This is a genomic window from Haemophilus sp. THUN1692 (assembly GCF_059704395.1).
On sequence record NZ_AP046579.1, the window covers coordinates 563,277 to 579,263 of the forward strand.

A 15,987-nucleotide genomic window follows, 5' to 3' on the forward strand; every position below is an offset into this window, starting at 1 on the left:
AAATCGAACCTTGCCATTCAAAAGATTCTTTCTTATTCTATGGTGAATTTTGGAGGTTGTTATGAAATTTAAAAATATCCTGGTTGTTCTCAATCCTGAAAATGAAAAACAATATGCCCTTGCGCGTGCCGTGCGTTTGGTGAAAGAACAAAAAAATGAAACTAAGGTAAAAATCACCACACTTTTGTCTGTATATGATTTATCTTATGAAATGTCGGCTTTACTTTCTTCTGAAGAACGTTCAGAAATGCATCAACAAGTAATCGAAAAACACCGCCATGCGGTTCAATATTACTTAGATAAATATGCAGATCCTGAAATTGAATTGCAATCTCACATTGTCTGGAATAGCAATGAAGCTGAGGCGATTAAAGAAGAAGTCGAAGGCAACAGTTATGATCTTGTGGTGAAATATACTAAAGATGAAGAAAGTTTTACCTCACTTATTTTCACACCAGTGGATTGGCAGCTTCTTCGTAAATGCCCCGTTCCTGTTTTGATGGTTCGCGATGGCGATTGGAAACATCAACGCCGTATTCTTGTGGCGGTAAATGTTTCTGGTGAGCAAGACTATCAAGATGAATTTAATCAAGAATTAGTGGAAACAGGAATGTCACTCGCTGAAAATCTAAATCGTGGCAATGTTCACTTAGTTGCAGCCTACCCTTCTGCTCCAATCAATATGGCGATTGATTTACCAGAATTTAATACTTCAGGCTATGAAAACGGTATTCGTGGTCAACATCTCATTAATATGAAAGCATTGCGTCAAAAATTTGGGATTAGTGAAGACCACACTCATGTTCGTGAAGGTTTCCCTGAAGAAGTGATTCCTGAAGTCGCAAAAGAAATTGAAGCAGAGTTAGTGATTTTAGGTACAGTTGGCCGTACAGGTTTGTCTGCTGCGTTATTGGGTAATACTGCGGAACATGTGATTAGTAAATTAAGTTGTAATTTATTAGGTATTAAGCCATCTAAAAAAGACGATTAATAACAACCATCTACATTTAGACATTCCCTAAGTACTAAGTATTTAGGGAATTTTTTATATGCTTTATATAGATTTTTTTGTGATCTAGATCACAAATTTCAAATTTTCTCTAAATTATCATTTAAATGATAGTTATTTTCATTTAATATTCGCGCTCATTTTATAAATGCTCACCTCTATTTTTATTAAGGAAAGGTATGAAAAAAACATTAATTGCAAGTTTATTGGTTTTAGCTGGTGCAGCGCAAGCTCATGAAGTTTGGGTTCAAGCGCCTGCAAAATTAGCATCAGGTTCTGTATTAAAAGCAGAATTAGCTTATGGAGACTACCCTTACGTAGAAAAAATTCCTGAAGCACGTTTGAAAATTTTTGCACCAATGGAAATTATTCATCAAGATGGTGAAAAACAAACCTTAGTTCAAAAAGGTGAAAACTATCAATATCAATCAGAGAAAACATTGTCTGATGGCTCTTATTGGGTGACAGCGACTTATAAACCAACATTTTGGTCACAAAATGCTGAAGGTTGGAAAATGGATAATTTGAAAGGATTAGAAAATCCAACTTATTGCGAACAAACTCAAATGTTTGGTAAAAGTCTTATTACTGTAGGGAAAAAGCCATTAAATGCAGAAATGGCAATGACAAGAGTCGGTTTACCACTTGAAATTGTTCCTCTGCGTGATCCAAGCAAAATGAAATCAGGTGAACCGTTCCCTGTTCAAATTTTCTACCAAGATCAGCCATTAGCAGGCGAAACTGTAATTGCAACGGCTGATACTATTGTCGTGAAAGATCTTGAAGCAAGTACAAGCCATCGTGAACCACAAGGTTTTTCAGGTAAAACAGATAGTCAAGGACGTGTAAATATCATTCCATTAATTGATGGGATTTGGAAAATTAAAGTTATTCATAAAACACCATTTGCAGATCAACAAATTTGTCAGCAATCTGCAAGCTATAGCACATTAATTTTACCAGTTGGTAAAGGATTAGCTAAACTACCAGCAAAACCAGAACACCATCATCATTAATTTTGAAAGTGCGGTTGAATTTCACCGCACTTTTGTGCTTTATTTTCCTTTCTTTTTCTTCAAATTTCTTCATAAACTCCTATATTTTTTTGTACTAGTGTAGTAGTATAAGAATATCGTAAATAAAAAGGAGAGAATGATGTCTAAAATTGCCCTTATTACTGGTGCTACTGCAGGATTTGGTACTGCAATCTGTAGAACGCTTATTCAAGCCGGATATTTTGTAATTGGTACTGGCCGTCGTACCGAACGTTTAACTTCACTAAAAGCTGAATTGGGTGAAAAATTTCTGCCCCTTGCTTTCGATATATCTGATCGACTAGCCACTCAAGAAGCAATTAAATCTTTACCTACACAATGGGAAAATATTGATTTACTTGTTAATAACGCAGGATTGGCTCTTGGCTTAGAATCTGCCGATAAAGCAAATCTTGATGATTGGGAACAAATGATTGATACCAATATTAAAGGATTGGTGAATATTACTCGATTCGTTTTGCCTCAAATGGTCGAAAGAAATACGGGCCATATTATTAATTTAAGTTCAATTGCAGGCACCTACCCTTACCCAGGCGGTAACGTATATGGTGGTACAAAGGCTTTTGTGACACAGTTCAGCTTAAATTTACGTGCAGATTTGGCGGGTAAAAATATCCGTGTTACTAGCGTAGAACCAGGGCTTTGTGGCGGCACAGAATTTTCTAATGTGCGTTTTAAAAGTGATAATGAACGAGCAGAAAAACTCTATGAAAATGTGCAATACGTTACGCCACAAGTATTGCGAATATGGTTTTATGGCTAAACCAACAACCAGAACACGTTAATATTAATCGCATTGAAGTGATGCCAACTGCACAAACTTTTGCACCACTAAATGTGGCAAGAAATTCAAATTAAAATAATAAGGAAACACAATGTCAGAGACTCTTTTAAATCCCTATTTTGGCGAGTTTGGTGGTATGTATGTACCAGAAATACTCGTGCCAGTGCTTAAACAGCTTGAGAAAGCCTTTGTCGAAGCGAAAGACGATCCTGAATTCCAATGTGAATTTCAAGATTTACTCAAAAATTATGCCGGAAGACCGACCGCACTTACCCTTTGTCGCAACCTAACAAAAGGTACTAAAGCGAAAATCTATCTTAAACGTGAAGATTTATTACACGGCGGTGCCCATAAAACTAACCAAGTATTAGGTCAAATTTTATTAGCGAAACGTATGGGTAAAACACGTATTATCGCAGAAACCGGTGCAGGCCAACATGGTGTGGCAACAGCGCTTGCTTGTGCAATGTTAGATATGCCTTGTCGTGTTTATATGGGTGCAAAAGACGTAGAACGTCAATCACCAAACGTCTTCCGTATGCGTTTGATGGGCGCAGAAGTGATTCCTGTACAAAAAGGTTCTTGCTCATTGAAAGATGCGTGCTGTGAAGCGATGCGTGATTGGTCAGCAAACTACGAAACCACCCATTATTTACTTGGAACCGCTGCAGGTCCTCACCCCTTCCCGACGATTGTAAGAGAATTTCAAAAAATGATTGGGATTGAGACTAAACGCCAAATTCTCGAACGAGAAGGTCGCTTACCTGATGCAGTGATTGCAGCTGTTGGCGGTGGTTCTAACGCAATTGGTATGTTTACTGATTTTATTGATGAACCAAATGTGTGTTTGATTGGCGTTGAGCCTGCGGGGAAAGGCATTGAAAGTGGTGAACATGGCGCACCATTAGGTCATGCAAAAGTTGGCATTTATTTCGGGATGAAATCCCCTTTAATGCAAACTGAAGATGGTCAAGTAGAGGAATCCTACTCTGTTTCAGCTGGGTTAGATTTCCCTTCTGTTGGGCCTCAACATGCTTATTTACAAAGTATTGGACGAGCAGAATATCCAAGTATTACTGATGATGAAGCATTGAATGCTTTTCAAGAGTTAGCTAAACATGAAGGCATTATTCCTGCATTAGAAAGCTCACACGCTCTTGCTCAAGCCTTAAAAATGATTCATCAAGAACCTAATAAAGAACAAATTTTAGTCGTGAATCTATCTGGCCGTGGTGATAAAGATATTTTCACCGTAGATAAAATTTTGACAGAAAAAGGAATGAAATAATGAGCCGTTTTGAAACTCAATTTGCTGCGCTTAAAGCAAAAAATGAAGGGGCATTTGTTCCTTTCGTCACCTTATGTGACCCTATTTTTGACTGCTCTTTTGACATTATTTGTACGCTTGTGGATAACGGCGCAGATGCTTTAGAGCTTGGTTTTCCTTTTTCCGATCCATTACTCGATGGCCCCGTTATTCAAGCTGCGAATAATCGAGCTTTAACTGCAGGTCATAGTACTGAAGATAGCTTTAAGTTATTAGAAAAAGTGCGGTCAAAATATCCAGAGATTCCGATTAGCTTATTACTTTGTGCCAATTTAATTTTTGCCAAAGGCCTAGACGATTTTTATCAACGTTGTGCAGAAGTCGGTATTGATGCTGTGCTTGTGGCAGATATTCCGTTACTCGCAAAAGAAGATTATGTACAAGCAGCTAAAAAACACGGCATTCAACCAGTATTTATTTGCCCGCCAAATGCGGACGAGAAAACGATCCAAGGTGTAGCACAAAATAGCGAAGGATATACCTATTTAGTCTCACGCGCAGGCGTAACCAGTGCTGAAAATCAAGCCCATGCAGCAAATTTGGACACCCTTGTAGAACAGCTTAAAGCCCATAATGCCCCACCAATTTTACAAGGCTTCGGCATTGCTCAACCAGAGCAAGTTAAAGAAGCGTTGTCTTTGGGCGCTGCAGGTGCGATTTCAGGTTCGGCAACAGTAAAAATTATTGAGCGAAATTTAGATAATCAGCCGAAATTGCTCGAAGAACTTGGTGCGTTTGTAAGAGAAATGAAACAAGCAACCAAAGGCTAAATTAAGTAAAGAAAAACAAGCGGTTAAATTTTCTGGTTTGAATCACAAGATTAAGGAAATTTAGCCGTTTTTTCTTTATAATTTCAAAATTTTATTGACATTCATAAATTAAGGACGAAAAAATGCCACTGCACTGCACTGCACTGCACTGCACTGCACAAACTTAACGTTAATTGCAAGCAAAAAATTGTAAATTTTTCAAAAAATCTCACTGCGTTCATCTCTCTATCTTATCAATATGGAGGATTAAATGACTAAATCCTCCACTCAAAATTATAAATTAGAATCGGATATTAACGATTTTGTAAAAGCAAAATTAACTTCACTTGGTTTAGAAAAACTCAAAGATTTTAATGAAGAATCAGCAATGTCAGATTATTTAAAAGAGGCATTAAGAGGTTCAGCAAAAACGAAAAATAAAACCAATTTTGGTAAACCAGATTTTCATCTCGAAGGTTATCGCATTCCCATTATTATTGAAAATAAATTAGGTTTGAAAAAACTCAAAGCAGAAACTAAGAGTGGTTTAAAGTTTGATGAAAAATCCATTGCAAATTATGCGGTAAACGGTGCGTTATATTATGCTCAAAATATGATTTCCAGTGAGAAATATCACGAAGTTGTAGCGATTGGTGTTGCGGGAGATGACAGCGAAAATATCAGTATTGATGTTTATTATGTATTCGGGGCAAGTGAAAAAGCCTATAAAAAAATTGACGCTTGTAATACCTTTGATTTCTTAGAAAATCAAGCAACATTTGAAGCGTTCTATAAATCGGCGATTTTAAGTGAAGAAGAAAAACATAAAATCTTAATTTCTAGCCAAGAAGAGTTACGCATTTATGCGAAAAAATTAAATCGCTTAATGCACAATCATAATATCACTGCAGCACAACGCGTGCTTTATGTCTCGGGTATGCTACTTTCAATGCAAGATATTCGAGATAAAGACGGGAATATCTTAGGCGAGGGACTTATCCCTGATGATCTTATTGGCTCAAAATTAGAAAAATCGAGAGATGGTAAATTAATTACCGATCAAATTGAAGAATTTTTAAAATCTCGTGGCATTAGTGAACAAAAATATCAGTTGATGTTGTCTTCTTTTTCTCAAATATCAAAAGATGAACAGCGCGACGAGCCGATGGAAAATGACAAAGAAGTCGCAAAATTGTTAAGTAAGCCATCAAGTACAAATAAGCAGGTTTTTACCTTTATTTATGAAAATATCTTTAAATCTATCGATGGTTTCGGTGGGCATATTGATATGATGGGCGAACTTTATTCTGAATTTCTAAAATATGCGTTAGGGGACGGAAAAGAACTAGGCATTGTTTTAACGCCCCCTTATGTGACCAAACTAATGGCTCAAATTTTAGGTATTAATTCATCAAATAGAGTGATGGATTTAGCAACGGGATCGGCAGGCTTTCTGATTTCAGCGATGGAATTAATGATTGATGATGCCCAAAAACAATTTGGCAAAGGCACAACAAAAGCAAATGAATTAATTACTCAAATTAAGCAAAATCAATTATTAGGTGTAGAACTAAATGCGGAAATGTACACTTTAGCTGCAACAAATATGATTTTACGTGGCGATGGTTCAAGTAAAATCGAAAAAGGCAGCGCATTTAATCGCCCTGATAGCTTGTTTACTAATTTTAAAGCAGACAGAATTTTGCTAAATCCTCCATTTTCTTATGATGAAAATGGTATGCCATTTATTGCCTATGGTTTGGATAAAATGGAAAAAGGTGGATTAGGCGCAATTATTATTCAAGATTCTGCAGGTTCAGGAAAAGCGGTTTCGACGAATCAAAAAATATTGAAAAAGCATAGTTTATTAGCCTCCATTAAAATGCCGACGGATTTATTTCAACCAATGGCAGGCGTACAAACCAGTATCTATATTTTTGAAGCTCATAAACCTCACGATATTGATAATATCGTGAAATTTATTGATTTTTCTAATGATGGCTATAAACGGACTGAACGTAGCCTAAGTGAAATTGACCACCCTGTAGAACGTTATGCGGATATGCTTAAAATTTATAAAGCAGGGAAAAATGCAAAAGTTACCCCTGATTTATGGAATTTAGCAGATATTTATGTAGAAGATTTTATTACGCTTGAAGGAAATGATTGGAATTTCACTCAACACAAAAAAATTGATACGAAACCTACTCTTGCTGATTTTAAGAAAACCGTTGCCGATTATTTAGCGTGGGAAGTGTCCAAAATTCTAGTAAAAGGAGAAGATAATAACTTGGGAAAATAACAAGCCATCGTTTAGATAGATTAGAAAAAGAATTTATTGATAACGGTGGCTGTTTTGAAAAAGTATTAGCAGGAGAACTTTTTGAGGTTAAAAGCAACCCACAATTAAATAAAGACAGTTTTGTTTTCTCTGACAAAGGTGAATATCCATATTTTACTCGAACAGTTCTAAATAATGGTATTGCTGGGTATGTGGAATATCTGAATGAAGAAAATAAGATAAAAGGCAATTGTTTAACAGTTGGAATGCTAGGAATGCAGTTTTTCTATATGGAAAAAGATTTCTATTCAGGGCAATTTACAAAAACTCTTTATCCTAAAGAGGATAAGTTACCTCTGTTTAATTGTTGGGTAGCTCAGTATTTTATTACTATTTTGAATAAATTTCAGACAGTTTATCAGGGGGGGTTGGTAAGAGATTTTGAAGATACATTTAATAAATCAGAATTCTTTTTACCGTTCAAAAATAATAAAGTTGATTTGAACTATATTCAGGAGTTCATCACTGAACTGCAAGCGGAACGGTTGCAGGAACTGCAAGCGGAACGGTTGCAGGAACTGCAAGGCTATTTAAAAGTAACAGGGCTATCAAACTATACATTGACCGAAGAAGAACAACGAGCAATAGATGATTTGGATAACGTTGAATGGGGAATATTTAATATTGAAAAATTATTTGGCAAAGCAACTCGAGGTAAACGATTAAAAAGTGCGGATAGAATTTCTGGCGGTTTACCTTTTGTTACAGCTGGCGAAAATGATACTGGCATTTCTGCGTTTATTGGAAATGATGTCGAAGTTTTTAAAGCGAATACAATCACTATCGATATGTTCGGATCAGCAAAATATCGAAATTATCAATATGGTGCAGATGATCATATTGCGGTAGTTCATTGTGATAAATTAGCCAAAGAGGCTGTTTGTTTTTTAACATCAGCAATTCATAAAGTTTCTAATGCAGGTCAGTTTAGTTATGCTAAAAACTTTTATGCCAAAGATGCCGATGAATTAAATATTAGTTTACCGACAAAAAATAACGTTCCTGATTATGCGTTAATGAAAACGCTCGGTTCAGCTGTTAAGAAATTAGTTATCGCCGATGTTGTCAAATACGCTGATCGTGAGTTATCAGCTTATCAAAGTGTGATTGGCGAGTAATTTCGTCTTTTCTAACAATTTTACAAGACTTCGGCATCATCAAGCAAAAAAGAACCCGCACTTGTGGCGGGTTTCTTTTATCTATCGAGAAAATTAAAAATTTAATACTTTATCGGCTTCCATTGTCCAGTCAGCCAGCTCTGCTAACGTGCCTATTTCAACACCGTCCGCCAACGGCAGTTCAGTGATACCACGAGCATTTGTGCAGGTTTTACAAAGTTTAATTGTCGCTCCTTGTGCCGTTAAAATTTCCAACATTTGTTGTAAATGATACCCTTCTGCTGGATTTTGTTTTGCTAAACCGCCAGTTACCGCATCAGACATTAAAAATATTTTTAAATTAACCGCACTTTTATGTTGCTCTTGCAACTGTAATGCCAAACGTAATGCACTAAAAAAATGTTCGTCACCATAAGGGGATGAATGGATAATAAATAGAATATTTTGCATACTCTTCTTAATAACCTTGCTGATAAATACCTTCCAATAATTTCACCGAAAGTAAGGCGAGATTAAATCGTTGTTCATCTGCCACAGACCAAAATTCTACGCCATTTTCTACCGCACTTATTTGACTTAAATGAAGTTTTACTGATTCTTCTCCATTTTCTTGTTCTCCATTAAGAACAGGCGTAATTAGCGTTTCTTCTAAAGCGATAAGCTCACTATTTTGAGGTTGATAGTCGAAATCATAGTCTGAAAGTGCGGTGACTTTTTGTGCCAATTCATAAAATACAGGCACTTGGATTACGTGGAATGTAGCACGATCTAATTGAGGAAAGATTCGTTGTAATTGATTCAATAAACTAGGTGCTTGATGTGGATAAACATCAAACGCTAAGCGCGTTTCTTCTTCGTCCAATGGAATGCCATTTAATAAACGGGCTGTTTGTCCCGCAAGTTTCGTCACGGTTTCTGCATCCGTATAAGAAGCTGGTAATAAAGTGGTTACAAACACTTGATTAAGATTCGTTTCTTGTAAAATCGGGGCAAGCGTTAAAGCTAGTTGGCTTACTTGTGGATCAGGCAAGCTAACAATGTTACGTTGTCTCAGTTCCAATAATTGTGATTCATTTACTGTTGGGACAACAACGGGCACATCCGAAAGCGCACTGCAAACGCCTAACATATCAATGACAATACAGCCCTGCTCCGCTGCTTGCGCAATATGGGAAACTTGCTCAAGTTTTCCTGCAAAAAAGACATAATTAAAATCAGCCCACTCAACTTCATTTGGAGAAAGTTGTTCAACGCCTTTATTGCGAAAACGAATATTTTGTTCTTCTTCAAAAGGTGTTATTTCAACAATAGAAACGTTACTAATTTCAAGGGCACTTTGTTCTAAACGCTCTACAATTTTTTCACTTAATTCAAATTCTGCTGCTATCGCAATATTTAAGGTTGCGTCCATTTTTCTCTCCGCTGTAAAATAATCGACATTATTTTACACCAAAACCAGGAACGAAATAATGACACCTGCAATTGATTTACTTAAAAAACAAAAAATTCCTTTTATCTTGCATGCTTATGATCATGATCCAAACAATCAACATTTTGGTGATGAAGCCGCAGAAAAATTAGGCATTGATCCTAACCGCTCTTTTAAAACGTTACTTGTAGCGGAAAATGGCGATCAGAAAAAACTCGCTTGTTTTGTGCTTGCAACGGTCAATATGCTGAATTTAAAGAAAGCAGCAAAATCTATCGGTGTTAAAAAAGTAGAAATGGCGGATAAAGATGCGGCGCAAAAAAGCACAGGTTATCTTGTAGGGGGAATTAGCCCGCTCGGTCAAAAGAAACGCGTGAAAACGGTGATAAATTCAACCGCACTTGAGTTTGAAACGATTTATGTTTCAGGCGGAAAACGTGGGCTAAGTGTAGAAATTGCGCCACAAGATTTAGCAAAAGTATTAGGTGCAGAATTTACTGATATTGTTGATGAATAAGTGGTGGATTTATAAATTTAAAGGCGGATTCATTCCGCCTTTTTACTAATTTAAATCTTCCAATAATTTACCCAATCCGCTCTGGCGTCTCACTGTTTGGCGAATTGCTGTTTTCCATATTTTTTCATCGGCAAATATAGTGAGTTCTTTTTTAGCACGAGTCACGCCTGTGAAAACTAATTCTCGCGACAATACTGGATTTACTTCTGTTGGAAGAACCATTACAGTGTGTTCAAATTCTGAACCTTGAGATTTATGAATCGTCATCATAAAAGCGGGCTCATGTGCTGGAATTCGGCTTGTCAGCACTTCTCGATTGCCAAACCATACTTTGCCATTTGCCAAGCACAATCCAATATCACCGTTATAAAGGCGAACATTATGATCGTTTTCAGTAATCATAATTGGCTTGCCGATATACCAATCTTGTTCATTACGGAACCAAAGCAATTTTTCCTCTCGCAACGCTAACGCGATTTCTTTATTGAGATTTTCAACACCTAAATCGTTATTACGAAGTGCGGTTAAAAATCTCACAAAATTAAATTGTGCTTGAATAGCTTCGGCATAGGAAATTCCTTGTTCATTTCTAGTGTTAAGATCAATTTTTTGTTTACGTAAATCGTCCAACATTTTTAAGAAAGTGCGGTAATTTTCCACCGCACTTTTCACCACTTGATTAACTGCATCGCTTTCATCATTTAAGACATTAAAGTGCAATTCTTGCGGATAATGTTCAAATAACCCAAGGCTATCGTCTGCTTTGCCTTTTTGAATGACTTCAGCCAACTTGCCAATACCTGAATCTTTATCAAAACGGCGACTTTCTGTTAGATGGCATAAGCAATCACGTATTGGATTTGAACTATCAGAACCTTCGACTTTATAGCCTGTTGTCGATTGTAAATATGAAGCTTGTTCATGACTATAAGGTTGATTAACAAATTGTGCCAATTCCCCCAATACTGCCCCCGCCTCAACAGAGGCTAATTGCGCCTGATCGCCTAATAAAATTAATCGGGTTTCGGGCTTTAACGCATTGATAAGTTTTACCATCATCGGCAAATCAATCATTGATGTTTCATCAACAACTAATACATCCAACTGCAAAGGATTATGACTGTTATAGCGTGTGTAATCATTAAAGGCATTCACACCCAGTAAACTATGCAAAGTACTGGCTTTTTGTGGAATCGCATTGAAAAGTGAATCGGATAAATTCATTTTTTCTTGCATAAAACCTAACGCATTTTTAATCGACTCTTCCAAACGGGAGGCGGCTTTGCCAGTCGGCGCAACCAATTTGATATGTAATTTACAATCAAATAATTCCTGTAGAACGAGCAATAAACGCGTAACTGTCGTGGTTTTTCCTGTTCCTGGGCCGCCTGTAATAATCGAAAATGGACTTTTAATCGCCGTTGCCACTGCCACTTTTTGCCAATCTGTTTTTTCCTGTTTTTCAGGGAAATATTTGTCTAATTTTTGATGAATTTCATCATAAGAAAAAGCTAAAGTGCGGTTATTTTTTAAGGTGTTTTTTATATATTGTGCGATGCGATATTCATCTTCCCAAGCGCGATAGAAATACAACGCGCCAAATTGAAATGCCATTGGCGCAATTTGATTGACGGGATCTTGCGTAAATGCCATATGCCCGCACAACGCATTTTGCCAATCTTCCACAGGTACATAACCAATCTTTTTACGAATTTCAGCCAAGTAAGCTTCTTCCGTTGTACGATAAGACAAACCAAATAAATTATGTTCTAAATAGCGATCTAATTGGCTGCAAGTATTTCCCTGCGTATAACGCCAGCTACAAAGTGCGGCTAATAATATGGCTAAATTTTTGACTGGCTCCGCATAATCCGTATGACATTGTTTATCTGCTATCAACTTAGCAAAATAATAATCACCTTGAGAAAGAATGCCCTGCTCTTTAAGTTTGTGTAATACAGATAACATTAAAACACCCCGTCTAATTCTGTGATTAATTCAACGCTTGGACGATCGTAAAATACGCCAGATTGTGGCTCACCATTCATTCCACGTAAGAAAAGATAAAATACCCCGCCGAAATCTCGCGCATAATCGTAATGAGGCACAACGCTTTGCAAATAACGATGCAATGCCAGCGTATAAATTAAATATTGCCAATCATAGTGACTGTGTAACATTTCTTTTTTCAATGCCTCTTGATTGTAATCGGCAAGAGTTGAACCTAAGAAATTAGATTTATAATCAACAAGATAATATTTCCCATTATGGCGGAAAACTAAGTCAATTGAACCTCTCACCATACCCTGAATTTGTTCAAATTGAAGTGGCTCGCTTGGCAAATGATGATGGGCTTTCAACGCGCGATTAAACGCTTCAACATCAAAATGTTCCCTAATAGCCAGATAGAATGGCATTTCTTTAATACAATTTTTATTTGCCAAATCAGCTAATGCTATTTCTATTTCATTAGAAAGTGGCGTATGTGAAATCTGTTGTAGCCAATTTTGTAGAGGTTCTGTAAAGGTTTTATCTAACTGTAAGGATTGTCTTAATTTGTTAATTTCTTCTGTATTTGCTAAATCAGAAAAATAGCAATTTTCAAAATGGCGATGCAATACCGTCCCGACTTGTTTACCCCGTGGCAAATCTAAAATGTTTGATTCATTTTCGTTTAAAAGTGCGGTCGAAATTTCAATCGAATTTTGGCTGTCATAATCTTTTGTATCATCAAAAACTACGTGTTTTTTCCCCGCACTTTCAGCGAAATAATTTTGTCGGCGATGACCTTGTTCAATTGAAGTAAAACTGGTTATTCGCCAATCTTGCTCAATATTGCCCGTAAATTCTGCGGCTTTAAGCTCATCATTTTTTGTATTGATTGATAAAGCCGGCAAATCTTTTAGATTTGGCTTAGTACAGATTTCCACATTATCTCGCATTTTTTCTTTGAAGGCTTGCAACAATGTTTCGGTATCTTTAGGCGCTGATAACGCTATTTCCTTGCCTATTTCACCTTGGCTTAATACATAATGTAAGGCATTCCATTTTTTATCAAATTGCGTAGGCAAAGCGAATGCCATTTGATATTTGGCACGCGTTAAAGCCACATAAAGTAAACGTAACTCTTCAGCAAACGTTTCTTCATAAAGTGCGTTTAAATTACGATTTTCCATATCCCATAAGGTTTCATCTCGTTCTTTAGAATAATAAATATTGATGTCTTTTTTACTTGGATCTTTGCTCGGCACAGCTAAAAATGGTAGCCAAACTAAATCGTATTCTAAGCCTTTAGATTTATGGATTGTCACAATTTTTACCAACTGGCGTTCACTTTCTAAACGAATTTGAGCCTCTTGACGACCTTCGCCTTGAATTTGCTTTTCAAACCAACTGAGCAATGCCGCTTCACTTTCGTGTAGCGTGGCAGCTTGTTGTAAAATTTCTGCCAAATGTAGGAAATCCGTTAAATCTCGCTCGCCCGTGGCTTGACTTAATAATCGCTCTGAAATGCCTTGCTCCAATAAAATTTGATGTAGCATTGCTAATATCCCTTGACGCTGCCAAGTTTGTTGATATTGAGCAAAGCTATCAGCCCAACGTTGCCAGTCTGCCTCATTTTGCTGAATTTGATGAATATCCGCTGCATTTAAGCCAAAAAGTGCGGTCGCAATTGCGTTCAAAATTGGACGTTCTGCCACATTCAAACAGGCTTTAAGCACCCAAGCTAATTCTTTCGCAACATTGCTATCAAATACGCTATTTTGATCAGAAAGATAAACTGACGCGATCCCCAATTTTTGCAATTCATTTTTTACTAAAGCCGCTTCATTTTTATCACGCACCAATACGGCAATATTCGCCGCTTGTAAGGTTTTACAGGTATCTTCATTTTGAAAAACTGCCTGATTTTCCGCCGCACTTTTTAGCCAATGTTGAATAGAAATAGCACATATTTTTGCCATTTCAGTTTTATTCACTTTGTCACTTTCAGTTTTATTCACTTTGTCACTTTTAGTTAGATAAAAACAATAAGCTGGTTCGGCTTTACCGTTTAAATAAAATCGAAGATGATCATCACGAGAATCAACAGCAGTAAAGTTAATATTTTGATAAATAAATGGCGATTGAGGAAAATCGAATAAAGCATTTACGCCATCAACCAAATGCTTCTCTGAACGATAATTTTTAGTGAGTTCAAAGCGAGATTGGGCTTCGTCCGATGCTTTTAGATAAGTAAAAATATCTGCGCCACGGAAACGATAAATCGCCTGCTTCGGATCACCAATCATAATAAAACCAGTATTTTTTTCGGGATTATCACGATAAATTTTTGAAAAAATAGCGTATTGTTGTGAATCCGTATCCTGAAATTCATCAATCATCGCGAAAGGATATTGGAAACGAATCATTTCCGCTAATTCATCCCCTTGCGAACCTTGCAAGGCTTCACAAAGCAAACGCAATAAATCATCAAAGGATTTTTCTTGATGATTAAGTTTATAGTCTAAAAGTTTTTGTTGTAGCCCTTGGCGATAATGATAAAGAGTGAGTTTGCTTAGTAAATCTGGTGCCATTAAGGCATTAACGCGCTTTTCAAGCTCTGCAAAAATCGGGAAATAAAAAGGCTTTGCGGGTTTTTTATCTTTATTTTTATCCGTTGATTCTTCGCAATTTTTCTCAATGGATGATTGTAGGAAATAGTCTTTCAATGTGGTATTAATTTGATAATCTCTAGGATTATTTGACCATTGATTGATTTTATTAATCCAATCCTCTAAACGCTTTACTTGGTACTTTTTACGATTTAACGATTTCAACTGATCTTTTGGATAATCTTTCTCCAGTTCATTGGTAATAATCGCTGAAATTTCATCCGCACTTTCTAACCAAAATGCCTTTAATTCATTCAACGCCTTTTGATAACCACCAAGATATTGCGGTAAAAAGATTTGTATTGGTACAGATAACGCCTGTTTATTTTCAATCTCCACCTGCAAATCTTTACCTAAATCCGCTTTCAACAAAGACAACACATTTGCTGGTGATACTAATTCTGTCGCGATAAAATTTGCAGATTCAAAATCCAACGGATAAAAATGCTCTCGCCAAAATTCATTAGCAAAACGAACTAATAAATCGGATTGATCTTTTATTAATTCTAAATTGAAGTGAATGCCAGAATGGAAAGCATATTGCATCAACATACGGCGACAAAAACCGTGAATGGTATAAATCGCCGCCAAATCCATATTTTGCTCAGCTAATTTTAAACGATGAATTGCCTCAAAAATGTTCAAATCCTGACAAAGTGCGATAAGAAATTCATCATTTTTAAATGCGGATTTATCTTGGATTTCTGAAAAGGTTGTGAGTTTATCAATCGCATCTGTTATACGCTCACGAATTTTTTTCTTGAGTTCTTCTGTCGCCATTTCCGTAAAGGTTACCACCAGAATTTCTTCCACATTTAACGGACGAGAAAAATTATTTTCTCCCGCCTTTAATAAAAGTCGGAGATATAAAGATCCAATAGTGTAGGTTTTCCCCGTACCAGCGGATGCTTCGATTAAGCTAATTTGATTTAAAGGCAATGTGATAGGATTTAGTGGGATTGTTTCGGCCATAGATTTTAACAGATGAGAACTAATGGCATTA

11 protein-coding genes and 1 pseudogene are annotated in these 15,987 nt (G+C 36.6%); 8 read left to right on the forward strand and 4 right to left on the reverse strand.

The genetic code is table 11. From position 1 onward, the window contains the following. Window positions 1-61 precede the first annotated feature (61 nt). The 7 genes and pseudogenes from uspE (at window position 62) to AC6H0A_RS02650 (ending at window position 8,383) form a co-directional block, all read left to right on the forward strand. On the forward strand, window positions 62-991 hold the full coding sequence (uspE, locus tag AC6H0A_RS02620; RefSeq protein WP_179230950.1) for a universal stress protein UspE: 930 nt from the start codon (window positions 62-64) through the stop codon (window positions 989-991). A 197-nt stretch (window positions 992-1,188) separates the two neighbouring features. Further along, window positions 1,189-2,025, forward strand: coding sequence for a DUF4198 domain-containing protein (locus AC6H0A_RS02625; RefSeq protein ID WP_005641397.1), 837 nt, complete (start codon window positions 1,189-1,191; stop codon window positions 2,023-2,025). A gap of 139 nt (window positions 2,026-2,164) precedes the next feature. Then, window positions 2,165-2,922: pseudogene (locus AC6H0A_RS02630) on the forward strand (SDR family oxidoreductase). Between the two features lie 17 nt (window positions 2,923-2,939). Next, window positions 2,940-4,136 (forward strand): tryptophan synthase subunit beta, encoded by a 1,197-nt coding sequence (gene trpB, locus AC6H0A_RS02635; protein ID WP_179230948.1) that lies wholly within the window; start codon window positions 2,940-2,942, stop codon window positions 4,134-4,136. Continuing rightward, window positions 4,136-4,945, forward strand: a complete 810-nt coding sequence (gene trpA, locus AC6H0A_RS02640) for a tryptophan synthase subunit alpha (RefSeq protein ID WP_005641403.1) — start codon at window positions 4,136-4,138, stop codon at window positions 4,943-4,945. The genes trpB and trpA overlap by 1 nt, the downstream gene beginning before the upstream one ends. 250 nt (window positions 4,946-5,195) lie before the next feature. Further along, the gene (locus AC6H0A_RS02645) at window positions 5,196-7,226 is read left to right on the forward strand and encodes an HsdM family class I SAM-dependent methyltransferase (protein WP_005641405.1); all 2,031 of its coding nucleotides are present in this window, start codon (window positions 5,196-5,198) and stop codon (window positions 7,224-7,226) included. A 35-nt stretch (window positions 7,227-7,261) separates the two neighbouring features. After that, window positions 7,262-8,383, forward strand: coding sequence for a restriction endonuclease subunit S (locus AC6H0A_RS02650; RefSeq protein WP_497512656.1), 1,122 nt, complete (start codon window positions 7,262-7,264; stop codon window positions 8,381-8,383). 93 nt (window positions 8,384-8,476) lie between these two features. Here the strand turns inward: AC6H0A_RS02650 and AC6H0A_RS02655 are convergent, their stop codons facing one another. Continuing rightward, on the reverse strand, window positions 8,477-8,833 hold the full coding sequence (locus tag AC6H0A_RS02655) for a DsrE/DsrF/TusD sulfur relay family protein (RefSeq protein ID WP_005641408.1): 357 nt from the start codon (window positions 8,831-8,833) through the stop codon (window positions 8,477-8,479). Window positions 8,834-8,840: 7 nt separating this feature from the next. Continuing rightward, window positions 8,841-9,794, reverse strand: a complete 954-nt coding sequence (locus AC6H0A_RS02660; RefSeq protein WP_005641411.1) for an oxidoreductase — start codon at window positions 9,792-9,794, stop codon at window positions 8,841-8,843. 58 nt (window positions 9,795-9,852) lie between these two features. Between AC6H0A_RS02660 and ybaK the strand changes: the two genes are divergently transcribed. Further along, window positions 9,853-10,329, forward strand: a complete 477-nt coding sequence (ybaK, locus tag AC6H0A_RS02665; protein WP_179230947.1) for a Cys-tRNA(Pro) deacylase — start codon at window positions 9,853-9,855, stop codon at window positions 10,327-10,329. Between the two features lie 45 nt (window positions 10,330-10,374). Here the strand turns inward: ybaK and recD are convergent, their stop codons facing one another. Continuing rightward, on the reverse strand, window positions 10,375-12,297 hold the full coding sequence (gene recD / locus AC6H0A_RS02670; RefSeq protein WP_005641415.1) for an exodeoxyribonuclease V subunit alpha: 1,923 nt from the start codon (window positions 12,295-12,297) through the stop codon (window positions 10,375-10,377). After that, window positions 12,297-15,956, reverse strand: a complete 3,660-nt coding sequence (gene recB, locus AC6H0A_RS02675; protein WP_179230946.1) for an exodeoxyribonuclease V subunit beta — start codon at window positions 15,954-15,956, stop codon at window positions 12,297-12,299. The genes recD and recB overlap by 1 nt, the downstream gene beginning before the upstream one ends. Between the last annotated feature and the right edge of the window lie 31 nt (window positions 15,957-15,987).